The organism is Catenulispora rubra, from assembly GCF_015356825.1.
GTDB classification, from domain to species: Bacteria; Actinomycetota; Actinomycetes; order Streptomycetales; family Catenulisporaceae; genus Catenulispora; species Catenulispora rubra.
The window spans coordinates 1-15689 of sequence record NZ_JAACYW010000118.1 but is presented as its reverse complement, the minus strand read 5'-3'; the positions used below and the strand labels follow the sequence as shown (position 1 = coordinate 15689).

Below are 15689 nucleotides of genomic sequence, written 5' to 3'. Positions count from 1 at the left end.
AAACTAGGCCGACGCAATGATCTGCGACAACCAGATATTGACCGCTGCTCCCAGATCCTGGCCCTGCACGACCGACCCACTCCACTGCTTTCCGGCAGCGTCGATGCAAGGCACTCCGGGGCAACGCACCGTGTTGATAGCGGTGTCGAGGTTGTGCTTGATCCCTGCCGCATAAGGCTGATCGTCCACACACTTCTCGAACGCAGGCGTGTCCAGACCCGGAACCGTGCGGGCGACATCGATGAGCTGTGCCGGCGACTGGGAGAAGTCAGTGGCTCCCACCGACTGGTGGGCGTACACCGCGTCGCGGTAGGCGTAGAAGTCACCGCGTTCGGCGGCGCACAGCACGGCGTTGCCCGCCGCCACGGATCCGGTGCCGCGTGCCGCATCGTTCCTGTCGATCAGGTCTGTCGGGCGGTACTCGATCTGGATCTTCCCGGCGGCGGCGTCCTGCTGGAGCGCCGAGTCGAGCCCGGTATTGAGCTCCTTGCACGTCGGGCAGCGGTAGTCCTCGTACAGCACCACCTTGGTCTTCGCCGACGCCGGCCCCATCGTGACCACGGCGTCCGCCGCCACTGCGGGCTGCGTGGAGCCGCCAACGGATCCGGCCCCCGACGAGGTGCCCACCAGCACCGCCACGGCGACGACCCCGAGCACCCCGGATCCCGTCAGCCCGTTCCGCCACCGGAGCGAGGACCGACCCTTGCGCAGGATCGTGTCGGTCGGCGGCGCCGCGACGCGTGCCGCCCCCGCGGTGCCGGTCATGACCTCCCGCAGGCCGGTTTCCCACGACATCGACGCCGTCTACATAGCAGCGCCTCCCACTACGCACGGGTCTGGTCAACGCGCTCAACTACATGCTCTCCGACCGGAGCTCCGCAGTGGAAGTCCTCCCTGCGGTGCGCGCGGGGGAAGCCGGTGACGTCCTCAGCGTGGACATCCAGCTGCTCTTCCCAGAGTGGCCCAGAGAGTTCCAGGAGGACGCCCGCTGGGTCGCCGGCCGCGAGCAAGGCGGCTTCCTGCGCGAAGTCGGTTCCCACTATGTGTTTCTCACGGACCGCGTCGTAGGACCGCTCACCACAGTCCATACAGAGGTCTCCTACGGAGAAGACGGAGAGACCTCCGCGACCGGACTGTTCTCCGCGAACGGGATCCCCGTCCGCCTCACGGGAAAACGTCGCAGCCGGACCGGAGACCTACGCCTGGACCCTCTACGGCTCTCACCGCTCCTACCGGATCACTTCGTGGGGCGACCTCTCCGTGGGCGACGTGAGCGGCTGGAAGCCGGTCGAGCTCACCGGGCCCAAGGGAGGCGAGGACACCCGCCTCGCCGAGTTCGTCGGCGCGGTCCGCGGCCGGCCGTCGACGTTGGCCGACTTCGCCGCGGGACTGCGGGTGCAGCGGGCCGTTGAGGCGTTCCACGCAGCGGGATAGGACGAAATCCGCTTGCCGCCGCCACCGCACGTGCCGACGATGAACAGATGCTGGCAACCCTGCTGCCCTTCCTCATCGCCTGCACGGCGGTCGCCGCGGTGCCCGGACAGAGCACGGCGCTGATCATCCGCCAGTCGATCCGGGGTGGGAAGCGCGCCGGATTCGCGACGGTCCTCGGCAACGAGAGCGGGGTCTTCGTCTGGGGATGCGCCGCCGCCTTCGGCTTCACCGCACTGCTGGCGGCCTCCCAGATCGCCTATGACGGGATGCGCGTCGTCGGCGCCTGCGTCCTGGTGTGGTTCGCCGTCCAGTCCTTCCGCTCCGCGCGCCGGATGAAGGGCGACGACGGCGCCGAGGAGCCCGACGAGGCCGACGGCGACGCACGGACCCGGGGACCGCTGTGGTCCTACCGCGCCGGGCTCCTGACGAACCTGGCCAACCCGAAGGCCGCGATCTTCGCGATGTCGTTCCTGCCGCAGTTCGTCCCGGCACACGCCCCGAAGCTCGTGACGATGGTCCTGCTGGCCGCCGCCTGGGCCGTGTACGAGGTCTTCTACTACTCGCTCTACGTGTGGTGCGTCCAGCGGCTGCGCACGTTCTTCAGCCGCCGCAAGGTGCGTCGGCGCATGGAGCAGATCTCCGGAACCGTCATGCTCGGACTGGCCGTCCGGATGGTCGTGGAGAACAGCTGACGGGTATCACCCGGACATGACCGACATCGAGATCCGCCCGGCGACCCTGGACGATCTGGACGGCCTCACCCACGACAGCGCCGACCTGTTCGCCGAGGACGGCCTCACGCGGGATCGGCTGCGCGACCCGGACTGGCCCCGGGACAACAATCGCACCTGGTGCGCCGGGCTCATCGCGGCCCCGGACGCCCTGGTACTGGTCGCCATAGAAGAGAGCAGAGTCGTCGGGCACCTGATCGGCACGTTCAGCCCGGCGTCCTCCATGTGGACCGCGGCGCGCGCCGAACTGGTCAGCACACACGTGGCGACTCCCTATAGAGGACAAGGGATCGGCGGCCGCTTGGTCGAGGACTTCATCGCCTGGGGACAAGAACGCGGCGCTGCACGTCTCCACGTCTCCGCGTATACGGCGAACAGCGCCGCGATCCGCTTCTACCAACGCTACGGCTTCGTCCCAATGTCGATCGAGCTAGCCCTCGACGTCGACTAGCTTCGCCTTCAACGCGGCGACCAGACCGTCGTCGACACCGAGTTCCTGTTCTGCGTAGCCCTCTACAGAGCCGTAGCGGGACTTCAGATCAGTGATGAACAGCTCCATCGGTTCCTTAGGCGCGCGCGCATAGGCGGACCACGTGAGTTCGCGGCCCGGGTAGAACGCCCTCCAGTCCGCGATCAACCGCTCGGTCGCCAACTCCGTCAGGGCGAAGTCCTCCACGACGTTCTCCTCAGACACTCCGATCAGGCTGAGGACGAGCATGGCGATGATGCCGGTCCGGTCCTTGCCGGAGGCGCAGTGGAAGACAGTGGTCTCGGACTCGGGATCGGCGATGACCTCCAGGACGCCGCGGATCTCCTTGACGCCGTCCTGCGCGACTTCCATATAGCGATCCGCGAGGAAGCGCCACGGATCGAAGTCGTCCCCCAACGCGCCCTGGTCATATGGCTGGTGCTCGATGCTCAGGTTGACGTAGCGCAAGCCCGGGAAGTCCGGCACCCGGCCGGACTGCTCGATCTCCCAGGGATAGCGCAGGTCCACGACCGTGGCGACGTTCAACGCGAGGAAGCGCTCCACGTCGGCGGACTCGCTCAGCTTCCGGAGGTTGTCCGACCGGTAGAGCACGCCCCACTTGGTCGCGCGGCCGTCGGCGGTCGGATAGCCGCCGAGGTCACGGAAGTTGTGCAGGCGCTGGAATTCCACGTGTCGGGTCATGGGGCCCAGTGTGGATCACCGCGTCCGATTATGCGGAGGCGGCCTCGTCGTAGCGCACCTGCGCGGCCTCGACGTCCGGCATCCGGGCCTCCAGGAACGTCACCAGGTCCTTCAGCAGGTTCGCGGTGTCCGCGCCGAGCGCCGTCAGCCGGTACTCGACCTTCGGCGGCATCGTCGACTGCACCTCGCGGGCCACGAAACCGTCCCGCTCCAGGGCCTGCAACCCCTGCGACAGCATCTTCTCGCTGACCCCGTCGACCCGGCGGCGCAGCTCGTTGAACCGGACCGGGCCGTCCCGCAGGGCCATCATGATCAGCGTGCCCCAGCGGCCGGTCACGTGCTCCAGCGCGTGGCGCGACGGACAGCGCGCCTGCAGGACGTCGTAGGCCAGGTCGAGGGCGCGCTCTTCCGGGTCGGCTGTCGCGGCGCGCGTACTCATGCCCTCCACGGTACCTCACGCACTTTCCGAACGGAAGCACTGCGCTCCGGGTTGCACTTTCCAAAAGTTAGTGCCACTGTGGGGATCGCACTAACCAAGAGAAAGCGCCCCGCTCGGGCCGCCACACCCTGAGGAGTCCTCATGACCATCGCCGTCACCGCCGCCAGCGGCCACCTCGGCCGGCTCGTCGTCGAAGACCTGCTGGAGCGCGGGGTGCCCGCCGAGCAGATCCGCGCCGTCGTGCGCACCCCGGACAAGGCGCAGGACCTCGCCGGCCGCGGCGTGCAGGTCGTGCGCGGCGACTACGCCGACGTCCCGGGCCTGACCGAAGCCCTGCGCGGCGCCGACAAGTGGGTCTTCATCTCCTCCAGCGGCTCCGACGAGGACCGCCTCAACCAGCACCTGACCGCGATCCAGGCCGGCAAGGCGGCCGGCGTCGGGCACGTGATCTACACCTCGATCCCCAACGCCGAGACCAACCCGATCCCCTTCGCCTCGGTCCACAAGGACACCGAGGCTGCGATCAAGGAGTCCGGCCTGCCCTACACGTTCCTGCGGAACAACTGGTACTGGGAGAACCTGACCGCGAGCCTGCCGAACGCCGTCGAGCACGGCGCGATCATCGGCTCGGTCGGCTCCGGCCTGACCGCGTTCGCCTCACGCGCCGACTACGCCGCCGCGGCTGCGGTCGTCGCCACCACCGAGGACCACGAGGGCAAGGCCTACGAGCTGACCGGTGACAAGGCCTACGGCTACGCCGAGATCGCCGCCGAGGTCTCGCGCCAGGCCGGCAAGGACGTGGCGGCCGTGAACCTGGACCCCGAGGAGTACCGCAGGACGCTGGCCGGCTTCGGGCTGCCGGACTTCCTGTCCAAGGGCCTCGCCGACGCCGACTCGAAGATCGCCGAGGGCGCGCTGGCCGACGTCACCGACACCCTGCGCACCCTGATCGGCCGCCCGACCACCACGGTCGCCGAGGCCGTCACGGACGCGCTGAAGGCCTGATTCCGCCGGAGGAAACGCAGAGTCCGCCGATCTCCCCCCTCGGAGACCGGCGGACGTCTTTGTGCGCTCAGACGGTTGCGGCGTAGTCAGGGGAGAGCTCAAGGGACGCCTCCGTCTTGGCCGCCTTGTTGTGCTTCTGCTTCTTGTCCTTCTTCTCCTTCTTGGGAGCCGCCGGCAGAACCGGCTCGTTGCGCAGGGCCCGCAGGGCGAACACCGCGGTGAGCACCAGGACCACCGAGCCGACCGCGGCCGCGGTGTGCAGGCCGGAGGAGTAGGCGTCCCGCGCCGTGGTCAGCAGTGCGTGGGTGGCCGGGCCGGGGAACTGCCCGGCGACCGCGTCCGCGCCGCCGATGGTCTCGTGGCCGGCCCGCACCGCCGCGTCCGGGACCCCGGCGGCCCCGGCGATTCTGACTGAGGCCATCTTGTGGTGGTAGATCGCCGCGCCGACGCTGCCCAGCAGCGCCATCCCCAGCGAGCTGCCGAGCTCGGCACCGGTCTCGTTCAGCGCCGAGGCCGAACCGGCCCGCTCGGCCGGGGCCGCGGCCATCACCATGTTCCCGACGATGCTCTGCGCCGCCACCACGCCGCCGGCCGCGACACCCGCGCCGACCAGCAGCACGATGATCGGGTTGCCCGGGTGGGCCAGGGTCAGCACCAGCGCGCCGGCCGCCGAGACCAGGAACGCGACCCCGATGATCCGGCCCGGGCGGACCTTGGCGGTGAGGGCGCCGGTGACACCCATGCCCACGCTGATGAACGGCATCGCGGCCATCGACCACAGCGCGGCGGTGAACGGCCGCATCCCCGCCACCGACTGCAAATACTGGGTGTTGAAGAGGCTGAAGCCCATCAGGACGAAGTTGCCGCACAGGTTCACCAGCATCGGCGCACGGAAGCTCGGCTTGCGGAACAGCTCCATGTCGATCAGCGGGTTCTTCGCGATGTGCTGGCGGATCACGAAGGCGACGGCCAGCGCGACCCCGAAGGCCAGCGCCCCGGCGGCGGTGGCGCTGAAGCCGTCCACGGCCAGCTGCTTGATGCCGTAGACCGCCGGGAAGACGGCCGCCATCGACAGCACCGAACCCAGGACGTCGAAGCGGTGGCCGGACTTCGAGGCCTTGTACTCCGGCAGCAGCAGCGGGCCCAGGACCAGCAGCAGCGCCATCGCCGGCAGGTTGATCAGGAACACCGAACCCCACCAGAAGTGGTTCAGCAGCACGCCGCCGGCGATCGGGCCCAGCGTCACCCCGCCGATCAGGCCGCCGGTCCACAGCGAGATGGCGGTCTGCCGCTGCTTCGGGTCGTGGAACATGTTGCGGATCAAGGCCATCGTCGAGGGCATGAGCGTCGCCCCGGCCACCCCGAGCAGGGCCCGCGCGCCGATCAGCACCTCCGCGCTGCCGGAGTAGGCGGCGACCACCGAGGCCGCGCCGAACGCCGCCGCGCCGGTCAGCAGCAGCCGGCGCCGGCCGATCCGGTCGCCGACGGCGCCCATCGTGATCAGCAGACCGGCCAGGGCGAAGCCGTAGGCGTCCATGATCCACAGCTGCTGGGTCGCGCTCGGCTTGAGGTCCGCGCTGATGAACGGCAGGCCGAACAGCAGCACCGACATGTCCATCGAGATGAGCAGGCACGGCAGGACCAGTACGGCGAGTCCTATCCATTCCTTGCGGCCGGCCCGCGGGGCCGGAGCGGTTGCAGCGTTCTGCGTCGTCGTCATGGGACGAACGTACAACCGTCTTGGACGATCGTGCAAGACTTTTGTTCAAGACTCTCGTACAAGACATCCGTCTAAGACTCGGGTAGACTCGCGCCATGAGCAACCGTGACGACCTCCTCGCCGGGGCCAAGAAGTGCCTGCTGGAGAAGGGCTACTCGCGCACCACCGCCCGGGACATCGCCCAGGCCTCGGGCGTGAGCCTGGCCGCCATCGGCTACCACTTCGGGTCCAAGGACGCGCTGATGAACGAGGCGATGTTCCAGGCCATCGGGGAGTGGGGCGACCACCTGGAGCAGGCCTTCGCCAAGGCCGGACCGGAACTGTCGGTCCAGGAGCGCTTCTCCCGGGTCTTCGACGACGTCTCCGCGACGTTCGACCAGAACCAGTCGCTGTGGATGGCCAGCTTCGAGCTGATCATCGAGCTCGACCACATCCCCGGGGCGCGCGAGATGTTCCGGAACGCGATCCCGGAGGCCCGCAGGGGCCTGGCCAACCTCATCCTCGGGATCCCGGAGGACGAGATTCCCCCGGACCTGGAGCTGGGAGCCGGCGCGGTCCTGTACTCGCTGATGGCCGGCCTGCTGATCCAGCGCTTCGCGGACACCGAGCGCACGCCGACCGGCGCGGATCTGGCGCGCGGACTGCGTCAGCTCGCTGACGTCCTGGAGGCACGCGACAAGGCGGCCGCAGCCTCCTGAGAAGGCAGCCGCCCGGCCCTCACCGGCCCTCACCGGCTCAGCCGGCGACCGCCTGCCACAGGCTGACGCCGGCCAGCACGATCATCACCAGCGCGGCCAGCCGGACGATCAGGTGCAGCGGCAGCACCTTGAGCAGCCCGCGGCCGCCGACGATGGCCAGCGCCGCGACCGCCCACAGGCCGAGCGTGGCCCCCAGGCCGACGGCGAGCGGGTCAGCGTAGCTCGCGGCCAGGTTCGCCGTCACGATCTGGGTCAGGTCCCCGAACTCGGCGACCATGATCACGCCGAACGCGGTCCCGGCCACCTTGGCGAACCCGGCACCGGCGGCCAGCTCCGGGACTTCTTCGGCCTCTTCCTCACCGGCCTCGCGTCCGTGGCTGCGCAGCATCAGCACCGCGCCGGCCAGGAACAACGCCGCCACGATGCCCTCCAACGGACGCCGCGGAATCAGCGTGAGCAGCGAGCCGGCCGCGACGGCCAGGCTGACGTGCACCACGAAGGCTGCCGCCACTCCGGCGAAGACCCAGGACGGGCGGTATCTGGTCCCCAGGATCAGGGAGGCGATGGCGGTCTTGTCCGGCAGTTCGGCCAGGAACACCACCCCGAAGGCGGTGACGAGGGCGGCCGGACTCATGCGGCGCTCACGAGCGTCAAACTACAGCGAACCGGACCGGAGTGAAGGCCGAACAGGTCTATGGATGAGCACTCGGTCCGGCGCCACCCTCGCCGGATATCCAAGATCGCATTGAATGATGGTAGCTCGACCGGGTGATAGACACGGCATTAGTCCCGGAAACCCTCCCAGATCCTCCGCGGTGGCGGCCACACTGTGGGAATGAGCCCAGCACGCAGCGTATTAGCTGAAGAACTCGGTCGGCGCCTGCGTCGGCACCGACTGGACCTCGGCTTGTCCGGACTCGAAGTCGCCGCCCGCGCCGGTGTCACCCAACCCTCGGTGTCGAAGATCGAGCGCGGCATGATGCTTCCCTCCACAGAGGTTCTGGAGCGGGTGCTCGGCGTCCTGGGCCTCGGGGACGAGCACCGCACCGATCTGCGCGACCTGCTCACCCGCGCGGTCGACGACGCCGCGGACCGGCGCCGGCACGGCCGGGGCCTGGCGCTGCTGGACGCCATCGCCGAGCGCGAGCGCAACACCACGGTCCTGCGATCCTTCTCCACGTCGATGATCCCGCCGTTGCTGCAGACCGCCGACTACGCCCGCTACGCCGCCCGCTTGACGCCCTGGATGTCCGAGCGCGAACTCGGCCGGGCCTCGGCGCTGCACCTGGAGCGCCAGGGCGTGCTGTTCGAACAGGGCCGCAGCTTCGAGTTCCTGCTGACCGAGAGCGCCCTGCGGCTGTGCCCGGGCCCGCCGACGCTGGCTGCGACCCAGGCCGACCGGCTGCGCGTGCTCTCGGCGCTGCCCGGCGTGCGGATCGGGATCGTGCCGGACTCCGCCGCGGTCTCCGAGGTGTTCCCGCTGTACGGATTCACACTGCACGACGACGCCGCCGTGGCCGTGGAGACCTTCACCGGCGAACTGCTGCTCTCCCGCGCCGACGAGATCACCGCGCACGCCGCCGTGCTGGACGGCTACGCGGCCAGCGCCGATTTCGACCTGGAGACGGTCACCGGGCTTCTTACGAGTGACAGGCGTCCGATGGCGTCTATCCCGGCCCCGGCCGGGGCAGGAACCGGCTGAGCCGGCGGGGCGCGAGCCGCGCCGGAGGGCCGAGGACCGCCGGTCACCGGGGGGACGAGGCGCACGTCGGGTCGTCGGCCCAGTCCAACACAATCCATACAGGTGACCACCGGCTACTGATCCTGCCGGATCGGTCACCGATTCCTCACAAGTGGTGTAGAACCAATGGGTATGAGTGCGGTGCGAAGTCCATACGCGGCCAAGCTGGGCGGCCGGATCCGGCAGTTCCGGATGGAGCGCGCGCTGTCCAGCGGCGAGCTGGCGGCCGCCGCGGCTGTGACCTCCTCGGCGGTGTCCAAGGTCGAGCACGGCAAGATGGTCCCCAGCCGGGACGTGCTGGCCCGGATCGTCACCGCCCTGAACCTGCCGGCCGAGGAGCAGGAGAGCCTGTTCGACCTGCTCGGCCAGGCGGCCGCGGACGCCGCGAGCAACCGCGGCTACGGCAAGGGCCTGACACTGCTGAACCAGATCGCCGACCGCGAGCGGGTCTGCTCGGCGGTGTCCACGTTCTCGAACTCGATCATCCCGCGCCTGCTGCAGACCGCCGAGTACGCCCGCGACGCCAACCGGCTCACCCCCTGGCTGTCCGAGCGCGAGGTGGGCAAGGCCGCGATGACCCACACCGAACGGCAGTCGGTGCTGTTCGAGGACGGCCGCGAGTTCACCTTCCTGATCACCGAGGGCGTGCTGCGCACCTGGCCCGGCGAGCTCACGGTGATGGCCGCGCAGTTCGACCGGCTGCGGCAGATGGCCGTGCATCCCGGGGTGCGGGTCGGGATCCTGCCCTGGACCTCGGCGATGCGCGGGCTGCCGATGGTCACCTTCACGCTGTACGACGACCGCGAGGTCGCCGTGGAGATGTTCACCGGCGAGCTGCTGATGGCGCAGCCTGACAAGGTGTCGACACACGTGGCGCAGTTCCGACGTTTCGAGGAGTCGGCCGTATACGGTGAAGAGGCGATCGGACTCATCAATCGGGTGGAGATGGACCTCGCGCGGCTGCCCCCGCTAAACCTGGATGAGGAAGCATCATCCAAATAAGGGAACTTCCTTGAAATGCCCTGAAGAGGGGCGCTTTGGGGGCTAGCCTGGCTGACGGGAGGGTGGAACCGCCCCCTCCCCACCGTCCGGGAGGCCCCCGTTGTCGTACTGGTCTCGTTCCTTCCCCGGGCTGGCCGAGAACCTCGCCGAGGTCCGCCAGTTCACGCAGATGGTGCTCGGCGACGCGCCGGGCGCGGACCTGGTGGTCCTGGCCGTCTCCGAACTGGCCGGCAACGCCATCGTGCACACCGCCAGCGGCGCGCCCGGCGGGCAGTTCGTGGTGCACCTCGCGGCCTTCGCGGACCGCTGGAAGGTGCGGGTCGACGACGAGGGCTCGCCCACCGTGCCGCACGTGGTGGTCGACGGCATAGACGAGGACGCCGAATGGGACTGCGAGTCCGGGCGCGGGCTGGCGATGGTCGCGGCGATCTCGCAGAAGTGGGGCGTGCTCGGCGACGGCTGCGCGCGGGCAGTGTGGGCCGAGATCCCGTATCCCGTTCAGAAGACCGGTATCGACGCGGTGATGTCCGGCGGGATGCTGGACGCCTTGGAGTCGGTGGCGCAGGCCCTGGACGCCGAGGACGACCCGTCATATCAGGATGTTCCCTCGCCTCCCCAAGTCCCCGCCGCCCGCTGGCCCGGCAGGGTGCCGTTCGATCCCGCGCGGGCCGAGCGGCTCCGCAAGCAGGCCAGTCACGCCGCCTTCATGCGCGCCCTGGTCGAGAACGCGTACGCCGAAACGCTCGGCCCGCGGCCGCTGCCGTTCTGGCCGCCGTTCCCGAATCCGCTTGCGCTGCAAGAGTCTTCGCCGGGCGGCGGCGGGCAATAGGGCGAGGTCGTGCGGCGTGGGGCCGGGTCGGCGACAGGGTGGCAGGCGACCGGGTGGCCGTCGTCGTGCCGTGACCTCCGGACGCGGTCCGGATCCAAGCCTGCGGTGCGGTGCGGTGCGGTGCGCAGTCAGATGTTGCCCGCCAGAACGGTATACACAGCCTGTGGATAACGGTCGTGCACCAGGGTCCGAGCGTCGCCGAGCGGATCGCGGTCCATCGCATGATGATCGCGTGCGGCCGTGACCTCGGACAACTCGCTTCCTGAAGACAGGCACCGGTAGTTCCTTAGGAATCGGGCCGTCTGCTTCACGGCTTTCTTCACCGATTCTCATGCTCTCGGCAAGGCACTCTCATCGTCCCGGCGCATCGTCTACACCATGACCGGATTCGAGCACGACCCGTACCAGCCGGAGCAGCCCGCCGCCGGCAACCCGCAGCCGTGGGGCCACCCGTCTTCCGGGCCGGTGCTCGGTCCGGCCCACGCCTCCTCGTCGGCCCCCTCCGACCCGTCCGGCTCCTCCGCCTCCGCTGCCTCCTCGGACCTGTCCGCCACCTCGACCTCTTCGGGCGCGATGCCCGCGTACACCCCGATCACCTCGGTGACGCCGGGCTACGCCAATCCTGGCGGTCCGGGCCATCTGGGAGGCCCTGGCAGCCCCGGCGGCCCGGGCTACTCGGCGATACCGGCCTTCTCGCCGGAACCGCCGCAGCGGCCGCGGCGCAAGCGCCGGACGGGCCTCGCCCTGATCGTGGCCGGGACCATCGCGGCCTCGGCCGTCGCCGGCGGCATCGCCGGGAGCATCACCTCGCACAACAACTCCTCGAACACCGCCTCGTCGGGCACCCCGCTGAACAACACGGCCGTGAACACCCCGGTCAGCAACCAGACCGGCACCCCGAGCACCACGGTCGGACAGGTGGCCAAGGCCGCCCTGCCGACCGTCGTACAGGTCGCGGTCGACTCCTACCAGGGCAAGTCCGTCGGCTCCGGCGTGATCCTGAGCTCCGACGGCCTGATCCTCACCAACAACCACGTGATCTCCGACGCGGCCAACGGCAACGGCCAGATCACCATCACCTTCAACAACGGCAAGACCACGCAGGCCACCATCGTCGGCTACGACAGCGGCAGCGACCTGGCGGTGATCAAGGCCCAGAACGTCAGCGGCCTGCCCGCGGCCAGCCTGGGCAACAGCGACAACGTCCAGATCGGCGACACGGTGGTGGCCATCGGCTCCCCCGACGGCCTGCAGAGCACGGTGACCAGCGGCATCGTCAGCGCCCTGAACCGCCAGGTGACGGTGAGCAGCGGGTCGTCGAGCCGGTTCTCCGGCGGCAGCCAGGTCACCTACAGCGCGATCCAGACCGACGCCAGCCTGAACCCCGGCAACAGCGGCGGCCCGCTGCTCAACTCCCAGGGCCAGGTCATCGGCATCAACTCGGCGATCTACTCGCCGACCAGCGCCTACGGTTCCCAGGGCGGCAGCGTCGGCCTCGGGTTCTCGATCCCGATCAACCAGGTGAAGACCATGCTCAGCAAGCTCGAAGGCGGACAGATGAGCTAGCTGACACCCGAGCGCGAACGCCCCGGATGGTGGCTCCGGGGCGTTCGCCATGTCCGCTTACGGGGACATGGCGACGGTCTCACCTGTTCCGTCGCCCATACTGCCGTGTGTAGAAGTCGTGATCGCCAGCGGGCAAAGCGGTTCCGGGCAAACCGGTTCCGGGACGCCGCAGGCGCGGAACGATCTCGGCGATGGGCCGCACATCCAGCGAGTAGCCGAGCTGCCGCGCCCACACGACGTGCGCGATCGGCCGCGGCGGCACCCGGACCAGCTCCCACCGCTGGATCGAGTCCCGGCTGACCCCGACCAGCTCGCCGAGCTGCCCTTGAGCCATCCCCAGCGCCAGCCGGCGGTTCCGTAACGGGACCGCCAACCGCCGCCGCTCGAAGGACTCCCACGTCTCGCCGGGGCGCTGGCGCAGCGGACCGTTGCGGACCTCCCCGTCCCGGCCGATGATCACCAGCCGTCGGCCGAGTTCGCGGGACCATTGGATCAGGTGCCCCAGGGTGGGTTCTATCGCCCCTGTCTCCCATTCGGAGACCGCTCTGCCCCGGACCGGCAGGCCCACCGCCAGCGCGTTCTGGGAGAGCCCGACTTCTAAGCGTGCGGCTCGCAGACCATTGATGATCCGCGCGAAGGCCCGTTCCGCACCGGCGTCGACGTGCAACCCCATCAACGCTTCCAGTCGTCCGTCGTCATGCCGACCTTTCGTTTGGCTCTCAACTGTTGGGGGAGGTCGGCGGTGGGGCCCGGAGGCCCCGATATCGCCGGTGCCTCTTCGAATGTGATCTCCGCCCAGACCGAGCGGGCGTTCTCGTCGCCGTCGACGCCCCAGCGGGCGGCGAGCATGTCGACGATGCTCAGGCCGCGCCCGAACTCGTCCTCGTCGGCCGGAGCACGCACCGAGGGCGTCGAGGGCCCGCCCTGGTCGTCGACGCGCACCAGGCAGCGGTTGGCGAACCGGACCAGCCGCAGGACGAACTCCCCTCCCGGCCGACCGCTGGCCGTGTGTTTGATGGCGTTGCCGGCCAGTTCGTCGGCGATCAGCGCGACGGTGTGCGCCGCGTCGCAGTCCCCGAGCACGGCGCAGGTGAAGCGGCGGGCCTCGGCCAGACACTCGGGCCGGCCGGCGAACTCCTTCGACCAGATATCCACGGCTCACTCACCCGCCTTGGTCGGCCGGGTGTTCCACCGGCAGCGGATGAGCGTCTCGGTGTGCTCGGCGACCTGGAGCGCGGCCTGGCGTGGATTGCTGCCGGTCTCGTGCATGACCAGGCACGCCAGGGCGGTCTGCAAGCCCCGGTGGTAGCCGTGCCACTCGCTCTGGTCGCGGCGCACCTCCTCCCCGGCGGGGAAGTACTCCCCGGCGTCGAAGGTCAGCGTCGCCGCCAGCCCCAGCACCGCCAGGTAGCTGCTGGAGTGGCCCGCGGACAGCAGCCGGCGCTGGAACTCGGCCTCGGCCGGCGTCACGGCGATGCCGAACATCGCCGGCACCCGGCCGATCACCCGGCCGTCGCTGTGCTCGGCCAGAAAGGCCCTGAGGTCCTCCGGCCGCCTCATGCCGAACCCGCTGGCTGGGTTCGCGACCACGGCATCTCCACGGTCCGATGCACCACCGTCTCCGGCAGCGGGAAGCGGTCGAGGGTGACGCGCGTCCACCCGCTCGCATCGGTCACGCATCCCAGGACCCGCACCCAGGCCCCGTCGATGTGGGCCCAATCCCCCACCGCGAGGTCGGCTGCGGACTTCAACTCGAATCGAGGCACCTTCGGTCTCCTTTCGGCGGAACGTGCCATGCGATCTCGTGACGCGCCGTTAACTTCCGATCGCAGAGGCGCACCTCAGGTTACTGACTTAACAGTATCCCGACAAGGATAACGGAGGATTTGCCACGTCCCACCCTCGAACACCGCATACCGGCGTAGTGCTGCTACTGTGTCGCTGAGGTGCGCATGGAAGGGAACTGATGAAAGTAGGGGCCTGCGACTCATGAAGCGCGTGGACAACCGTCCCCAGTCCGCGCAGATCGCCGCCGACCTGCGCGCGAAGATCCTCTCCGGCGACATCACCGGCACCCTGCCGACCTTCGAGCGCCTGAAGGAGCTCTACGGCACCACCACGAACACCGCCCAGCGGGCCGTGGCGATGCTCAAGGCGGAAGGCTTCGTCGAGGGCCGCCGAGGCAAGGCCCTGTTCATCCGCGGCGACCGCATCAGGATCAGCGAGGCCACCTCCCAGCTCGAACCGCCGGCCAGCACCATCACCTACCAGATCCTGCACATCGGCCCCGAGCGCCCACCATCGGACGCGGCGCAGAAACTCGGCCTGGCCGAAGGCGAAACCGCCCTCCTCCGCAAACGCCTGATGCTCCGCGACGACGAGCCGGTCGAGATCGAGTGGTCGTACTACCCGGACTCAGTCATCTCCGGCACCGCCCTCGACCAGCCCCAACACCACCGCGACCTGGCAACCGAACCAACCGTCCTGGCCGCCCTCGGCTGGCAACAAAGCGGCCTCATGGACGAGATCCAAGTCCGCGAGCCCACAACCGAGGAACTCCAGACCCTCGAACTCCCCGACCAGATCCCGGTCATGCGCACACTCCGCACCATCACCGACGCGAGCGGCAAAGTCCTCGAGGTAACGGTGATGATCACCAGCGGGCACCTCTACGGAGTGCGGTACTACCAGCCGCTCACGCCGCCGGCATAAGGCTCGGGCTGGATTCGCATAATACTGTCGTATCAGTATTCTTTCGGCCCGGGCTGAAGCCGCCTGCACCGTCATGGCCGAATCGGCCACGAACGTCGCCAGCACGCCATCGCGACCGCACGACACCGAGCGCCACACGGGTGGCCATAACGCCCGAATCTCCCCACTTTGCGGCAGCGCGACAGCTCCGGCAGCAACCGGTTCGACCGCGCCACGGGAGACAGCGCTGGACTCGTCTACCTAAAGCTATGCGGGCACCGTTCTGTGGAACGCTTCCTCAGCGGCGGCGGTAAACGCTCACCATCAACCTTCACCGCGACTAAGAGCGACCGAGGATAGGGGTCATTTCAGGCGTCGAGTGGTGGGTCGTGTGTCCCATCGGTAGCGGGTGCGGGCTTCCCGGATGAGGGCACGGACGGTGACGAACGCGGCGGCGAGGTAGAGGTAGAAGTCGACGACCTGGCCGTCGCGTTCGAAACAACGCCGGATCTTGCCGTAGCCGTTCATCCACGATGTTGGGTCGGCCGCGCGGCGAGGTTCCTGAACTGGTCAGGTCCTTTTTCCGCGCGGCCTCCCGCCGAACCGGACGTGACCGTTTACGGTCATCCGGCTCTCCAGTGGTTACGGCGTGTTGGATCTGG

The 15689-nt window shown here is 69.1% G+C and carries 20 protein-coding genes and 2 pseudogenes; 11 read left to right on the top strand and 11 right to left on the bottom strand.

The window, feature by feature from the left end; genetic code table 11:
* Positions 1-3 precede the first annotated feature (3 nt).
* Positions 4-795 (bottom strand): DsbA family protein, encoded by a 792-nt coding sequence (locus GWK61_RS28340; RefSeq protein ID WP_194913299.1) that lies wholly within the window; start codon positions 793-795, stop codon positions 4-6.
* Between the two features lie 62 nt (positions 796-857).
* Here GWK61_RS28340 and GWK61_RS61575 point away from each other — a divergent pair.
* From GWK61_RS61575 to GWK61_RS28320, 4 genes and pseudogenes are all read left to right on the top strand, one after another.
* Positions 858-1142: pseudogene (locus GWK61_RS61575) on the top strand (Gfo/Idh/MocA family protein); the annotation flags it as partial.
* A 118-nt stretch (positions 1143-1260) separates the two neighbouring features.
* Positions 1261-1434: a hypothetical protein gene (locus GWK61_RS28330; RefSeq protein ID WP_194913296.1), complete on the top strand. Its 174-nt coding sequence runs from the start codon at positions 1261-1263 to the stop codon at positions 1432-1434.
* 47 nt (positions 1435-1481) lie between these two features.
* On the top strand, positions 1482-2126 hold the full coding sequence (locus tag GWK61_RS28325) for a LysE family translocator (protein ID WP_194913294.1): 645 nt from the start codon (positions 1482-1484) through the stop codon (positions 2124-2126).
* 16 nt (positions 2127-2142) lie between these two features.
* On the top strand, positions 2143-2616 hold the full coding sequence (locus tag GWK61_RS28320) for a GNAT family N-acetyltransferase (protein ID WP_194913292.1): 474 nt from the start codon (positions 2143-2145) through the stop codon (positions 2614-2616).
* On the opposite strand, the gene GWK61_RS28315 is transcribed toward GWK61_RS28320, so the two are convergent.
* Together GWK61_RS28315 and GWK61_RS28310 are read right to left on the bottom strand one after the other, a co-directional pair.
* Entirely contained in the window at positions 2596-3336 is a 741-nt protein-coding gene (locus tag GWK61_RS28315) for a tyrosine-protein phosphatase (protein WP_194913290.1), read from the bottom strand. The two genes, GWK61_RS28320 and GWK61_RS28315, sit on opposite strands and share 21 nt — an antisense overlap.
* 28 nt (positions 3337-3364) lie before the next feature.
* Entirely contained in the window at positions 3365-3775 is a 411-nt protein-coding gene (locus GWK61_RS28310; RefSeq protein WP_194913289.1) for a winged helix-turn-helix transcriptional regulator, read from the bottom strand.
* A gap of 141 nt (positions 3776-3916) precedes the next feature.
* Between GWK61_RS28310 and GWK61_RS28305 the strand changes: the two genes are divergently transcribed.
* The gene (locus GWK61_RS28305) at positions 3917-4780 is read left to right on the top strand and encodes an SDR family oxidoreductase (RefSeq protein ID WP_194913287.1); all 864 of its coding nucleotides are present in this window, start codon (positions 3917-3919) and stop codon (positions 4778-4780) included.
* 67 nt (positions 4781-4847) lie between these two features.
* Here GWK61_RS28305 and GWK61_RS28300 read toward each other — a convergent pair whose 3' ends face one another.
* The gene (locus GWK61_RS28300; RefSeq protein ID WP_228563078.1) at positions 4848-6500 is read right to left on the bottom strand and encodes an MFS transporter; all 1653 of its coding nucleotides are present in this window, start codon (positions 6498-6500) and stop codon (positions 4848-4850) included.
* A 95-nt stretch (positions 6501-6595) separates the two neighbouring features.
* Here GWK61_RS28300 and GWK61_RS28295 point away from each other — a divergent pair, with 95 nt between their 5' ends.
* Positions 6596-7198: a TetR/AcrR family transcriptional regulator gene (locus GWK61_RS28295; protein ID WP_194913283.1), complete on the top strand. Its 603-nt coding sequence runs from the start codon at positions 6596-6598 to the stop codon at positions 7196-7198.
* Between the two features lie 37 nt (positions 7199-7235).
* On the opposite strand, the gene GWK61_RS28290 is transcribed toward GWK61_RS28295, so the two are convergent.
* Positions 7236-7832 (bottom strand): TMEM165/GDT1 family protein, encoded by a 597-nt coding sequence (locus tag GWK61_RS28290; RefSeq protein WP_194913282.1) that lies wholly within the window; start codon positions 7830-7832, stop codon positions 7236-7238.
* A gap of 201 nt (positions 7833-8033) precedes the next feature.
* Here GWK61_RS28290 and GWK61_RS28285 point away from each other — a divergent pair, with 201 nt between their 5' ends.
* From GWK61_RS28285 to GWK61_RS28275, 3 genes are all read left to right on the top strand, one after another.
* Positions 8034-8900 (top strand): helix-turn-helix domain-containing protein, encoded by an 867-nt coding sequence (locus GWK61_RS28285; RefSeq protein ID WP_194913280.1) that lies wholly within the window; start codon positions 8034-8036, stop codon positions 8898-8900.
* A 171-nt stretch (positions 8901-9071) separates the two neighbouring features.
* Positions 9072-9941 carry a helix-turn-helix domain-containing protein gene (locus GWK61_RS28280; protein WP_194913278.1) on the top strand — a complete coding sequence of 290 codons (870 nt, stop codon included), beginning with the start codon at positions 9072-9074 and terminating at the stop codon, positions 9939-9941.
* A gap of 100 nt (positions 9942-10041) precedes the next feature.
* Positions 10042-10770 carry an ATP-binding protein gene (locus GWK61_RS28275; RefSeq protein ID WP_194913277.1) on the top strand — a complete coding sequence of 243 codons (729 nt, stop codon included), beginning with the start codon at positions 10042-10044 and terminating at the stop codon, positions 10768-10770.
* A gap of 128 nt (positions 10771-10898) precedes the next feature.
* On the opposite strand, the gene GWK61_RS28270 is transcribed toward GWK61_RS28275, so the two are convergent.
* On the bottom strand, positions 10899-11093 hold the full coding sequence (locus GWK61_RS28270; RefSeq protein ID WP_194913275.1) for a hypothetical protein: 195 nt from the start codon (positions 11091-11093) through the stop codon (positions 10899-10901).
* Positions 11094-11148: 55 nt separating this feature from the next.
* Between GWK61_RS28270 and GWK61_RS28265 the strand changes: the two genes are divergently transcribed.
* The gene (locus GWK61_RS28265) at positions 11149-12336 is read left to right on the top strand and encodes a S1C family serine protease (RefSeq protein WP_228563077.1); all 1188 of its coding nucleotides are present in this window, start codon (positions 11149-11151) and stop codon (positions 12334-12336) included.
* Between the two features lie 79 nt (positions 12337-12415).
* On the opposite strand, the gene GWK61_RS28260 is transcribed toward GWK61_RS28265, so the two are convergent.
* Genes GWK61_RS28260 through GWK61_RS28245 form a run of 4 tightly spaced genes read right to left on the bottom strand, consistent with a single transcriptional unit; the run spans position 12416 to position 14102 of the window.
* The gene (locus GWK61_RS28260) at positions 12416-13009 is read right to left on the bottom strand and encodes a helix-turn-helix transcriptional regulator (RefSeq protein WP_194913273.1); all 594 of its coding nucleotides are present in this window, start codon (positions 13007-13009) and stop codon (positions 12416-12418) included.
* Positions 13009-13491, bottom strand: coding sequence for an ATP-binding protein (locus GWK61_RS28255; protein WP_194913268.1), 483 nt, complete (start codon positions 13489-13491; stop codon positions 13009-13011). Before GWK61_RS28255 ends, GWK61_RS28260 begins: the two co-directional genes overlap by 1 nt.
* A gap of 3 nt (positions 13492-13494) precedes the next feature.
* Positions 13495-13926, bottom strand: a complete 432-nt coding sequence (locus GWK61_RS28250) for a hypothetical protein (RefSeq protein ID WP_323747794.1) — start codon at positions 13924-13926, stop codon at positions 13495-13497.
* Positions 13893-14102, bottom strand: a complete 210-nt coding sequence (locus GWK61_RS28245) for a hypothetical protein (RefSeq protein WP_194913266.1) — start codon at positions 14100-14102, stop codon at positions 13893-13895. Before GWK61_RS28245 ends, GWK61_RS28250 begins: the two co-directional genes overlap by 34 nt.
* Before the next feature lie 223 nt (positions 14103-14325).
* On the opposite strand from GWK61_RS28245, the gene GWK61_RS28240 reads away from it, so the two are divergent.
* Positions 14326-15048 carry a GntR family transcriptional regulator gene (locus tag GWK61_RS28240; RefSeq protein ID WP_194913265.1) on the top strand — a complete coding sequence of 241 codons (723 nt, stop codon included), beginning with the start codon at positions 14326-14328 and terminating at the stop codon, positions 15046-15048.
* Positions 15049-15390: 342 nt separating this feature from the next.
* On the opposite strand, the pseudogene GWK61_RS28235 reads toward GWK61_RS28240, so the two are convergent.
* Positions 15391-15561: pseudogene (locus GWK61_RS28235) on the bottom strand (IS5/IS1182 family transposase); the annotation flags it as partial.
* Between the last annotated feature and the right edge of the window lie 128 nt (positions 15562-15689).